The sequence below is a fragment of the Prevotella sp. AM34-19LB genome (assembly GCF_003468525.1).
In the GTDB taxonomy this organism is placed as follows: Bacteria; Bacteroidota; Bacteroidia; order Bacteroidales; family Bacteroidaceae; genus Prevotella.
The window spans coordinates 1-3,407 of sequence record NZ_QSIG01000095.1; the positions used below are offsets into that span (position 1 = coordinate 1).

Annotated in this window: 2 protein-coding genes; both read right to left on the bottom strand. The window is 38.1% G+C overall.

The features are described 5' to 3' along the window. Positions 1 to 70 precede the first annotated feature (70 nt). Positions 71 to 634, bottom strand: coding sequence for an RteC domain-containing protein (locus DW830_RS15210; RefSeq protein WP_052484764.1), 564 nt, complete (start codon positions 632 to 634; stop codon positions 71 to 73). A 178-nt stretch (positions 635 to 812) separates the two neighbouring features. Continuing rightward, entirely contained in the window at positions 813 to 3,131 is a 2,319-nt protein-coding gene (locus tag DW830_RS15215) for a TonB-dependent receptor (RefSeq protein WP_008781630.1), read from the bottom strand. Between the last annotated feature and the right edge of the window lie 276 nt (positions 3,132 to 3,407).

Here is a 3,407-nt window from a genome sequence, read left to right on the forward strand (position 1 = left end):
GTGGCTACATATTGATGTTGTGCTGTTGCTTTTTACTGAAAGCTGCTACTAACGACTCATAAATCTACCCTTAATCGTGTATTGGATGATAGTTGCGGATTTTAGGATTCAGATAAATTCGCAACATTTCGTTTGCTACTATTTTTGCAACTTTAAAATCGCAAATCGTAGAAAAATTAGGGTCTCTTTCAAAATAAAATGTTTCCATTGTCATTTGAATATCTTGTTTTCCTCTCAGAAAAAAGTACTTATCCAAATGCGTACTTCCCGAACGGTAGTATTTATAGAAATCAATGTTCTTATTGTAGAAATTCTCTAACTGATTCAGTTCATTGATGAAATAATTTTTCAGCACACAATCTTGTCCGTTGGGGCGCATCATTTCGATGTTATACACTTTCCTGTAATAGATTAGTTTACTAAAAAACTTGGGTTTTATTATCTTGAAAAAGAATATTTCATCCATTTCACTTTTGAACTTATAAAACGAAACTATTTCTTTCAATTCCGAGAACCCCTGTTCCAACAGCAATATTATTTGAGGAATATCTTTAATCCTGTCATTTAAATCGAGTTCATGCATCCTGATTTGATGTTCTAATTTTTCTGCAATGTTTTTTATCTTATCTTTCATTTTTATTGATTTTGAGTAAAAAAAAGGATGATATCGTCAGTTGACGACACACAAAGGCGTTCACTGAATTCCGATAGGATTCAGTGAACGCGAAGCAACAACATGTCGCTGAAAGATAATTAGTGATAGATTTGCCAGAAATACATAATACAGAATTTGTTGAAATCAACACCTAATCTTACTTATAACTTCCTTTGATTCCGTAGTCGGTATCCTGATTATTCAGCGATTTAGTACCGACAAGATGAGTTTTTCCGAAATTAAAATTCCAAGTGAGCGTGGCAACGAGAATTCGGGATGCATCGCTAAAACTTTCTCTTCGGAAAGGCGCTTGTGCATTTTTGTTTTCCATAATGGTTCGGGAAACATTCTTAAACGGATTGAACGCACCTATGCCAAAAGAAAAATTAGTCGCATTGTACCGGATAGCCAAGTAGTGATAATTACCATCCTTTATGACGGTTTCGCCGTATAACCTTTCGTCAAAAGGCTGTAGCTGGCCTATCAGCATCCATTTCTTATACATTGCCAAAACATCTGCCCTGTAATAAAAATTAGAATGGGTATGCGAATAGTTGTTCCCACGACTGTCAAAGTGGTTGAAGCCTCCTGTAACCGAAAATTGCAGGAAGTTTTTTATCATCCCTACTTTCAATGTTATCTCCGCATTATACTTATTCCAATCTTTCATGTTTTCGGGCATTGTCAGGAACACATTTCCATGTTCTCTTTTCGATTCCATGATAGGATTGTGTTTGTAGTGATGATGCAGGCTTGCATTGAAAGCGAACAACCCTTTTCTGTTTTCGTAATATAAATTATTATTCAGATTCAGGTACGGTTGAAGCAACAGATTCCCTTTCTCGGCAAGATACGAGTCAAGACGGATTTCCGTGTCGGCCAACTCCATCAGGGTTGGATTCGTTTGACTCATCTCCGCATCATACCGGATAAAAGAATTATCACTGAACCGATAGCCAACCATCGCTTTGGGTAAGAAATGGTAATAGCTTTTGGTAACAGATACATTGGAAAAATGCAGGCGATTCAGGCGAAGTCCCAAGCTATAGCTGAATTTGCCCTTACTATAAAACCACTCTGCAAAAACCGACGATTCCGCCTGATTCAAATCCGATTTGAATTCCTCGCCCTGATTAATTGTCTGCTCTGTAAACGACTGAATATGTTTTATCCCGAATTTCAAATTTCCATGGGCAAATCCTTTTTCGTATATGCCTTCGGCAATCAGTGAATATTTATCGGAAAACAGTTCCGAACGTTCGCTGAAAAGAGTATCAACATCGTTGTATTCGCAGTAATTCCGCGAAGATGCTGCGTTCGCATAACTCCCCACCACATTAGCATATATTTTCTGATTTTTGGGTAAACCATACTGGTAATACAAGTCGATGGTAGGAACATTAATTTTTTGCTGACTTCCGTCAAAAATCAACCCTTTGTCCGTGCCATTCTCTTTTAGAAAACTGTTGAAATCGTTGTGAGGCTGATTGCTCAGATTATATTTCAACTTGGCATTGAAAAAAGCCGAATCGCTCTGCTGATAGTTGTATGTCAGCGAAAAATCATGCATTTGGTACGAATAATCACCTCCGGCACTGATTTCTTCCCTCAATATAGGGGATGAATTTTCAAACTGATAACTACCTGTGCGATTTCTGTTATTCGTGTTGATGCGTTGAAACGCTGCGGTGTAGTTCAAAGCATATTCCGATTTTCCTTTGTTGAATTTGGCAAAGAAAACATCGCCCCCTGCAAGGATATTCAGCGAGTTCATCAAATCCACACCAACAACACCGCCTTTATCATCCCTTACTACCACGTAGTTGATAACTTTGGAAGCATGTCCGTATCGGATACCTGCATAATCCGAATATTCTATCCGCTTGATTTGGCGGGGTTGCAAGGTCTGAATTTCTTCCGGCGTGGTATTTACGCCGTTAATCTGCAAAATGACTTTCCCGCCGTCGGATGATGAAATCGTATTCAGCATCGGATTGATGTTCAAGCCGGGAAGCATCATTGTATTCAGCAATTGCATTCCGTTGGCAGAATGGCTGATTTGCAATTTTGTCGGGAACACAATCCGTTGGTTAATCTTGTTTATTGTGGAAGAAGCAGAAATCACCACTTCCCCAAGTAACAAAACATTTTCATTCAAATACACATCTATTTGTGCTGATTCCGTCAGATTCTGTATCAAAATCCGCTTTGTTTCAAATCCTAAACAGGATACTGACAGCACATAATTATCTGTGGGAAGATTTTCAAATTCAAATCTTCCGATAGTGTCTGTCGTTGTTCCTTTCAGAAAGACTGAATCTTGTTTGAATAGAACGACATTAGCAAACTCAACAGGTGTTTGCGTATTTTGTTGAAGTACTCTTCCTGAAACATGAATCGATTGTCCGGACACACTTAGGCCGGAATACAGGAAAAATACGATAAGATATAATAATCGAGCTTTATTAAAGTCCATACCCTTAATTCCGCAACACTATAATTTAACTTTATTTATAAGTTCCTGAGCAACAAAAAGTTGCCCAGGATTTTGCCATGTCAGATTTTTCACTTATCTTAGTGTTGCAATTAGAAAACAAGCGAAAATCGTAACAAGGCGCTGCAAAGGTACAAATAAAATTCGAAAAACTCACACCTTTTGGAGGAATTTTTTCAATCATGGAGAAATTTGACTCCATGCTTTCACCCGTTATCGACTCAACACTGGGTCAGAGATGCAGCAGTATCATCGGAT

Bases quoted from the DNA above. Each gene is read 5' to 3' on its own strand.
- DW830_RS15215 (WP_008781630.1), bottom strand. From the start codon at position 3,131: ATGGACTTTAATAAAGCTCGATTATTATATCTTATCGTATTTTTCCTG.
- DW830_RS15210 (WP_052484764.1), bottom strand. From the start codon at position 634: ATGAAAGATAAGATAAAAAACATTGCAGAAAAATTAGAACATCAAATC.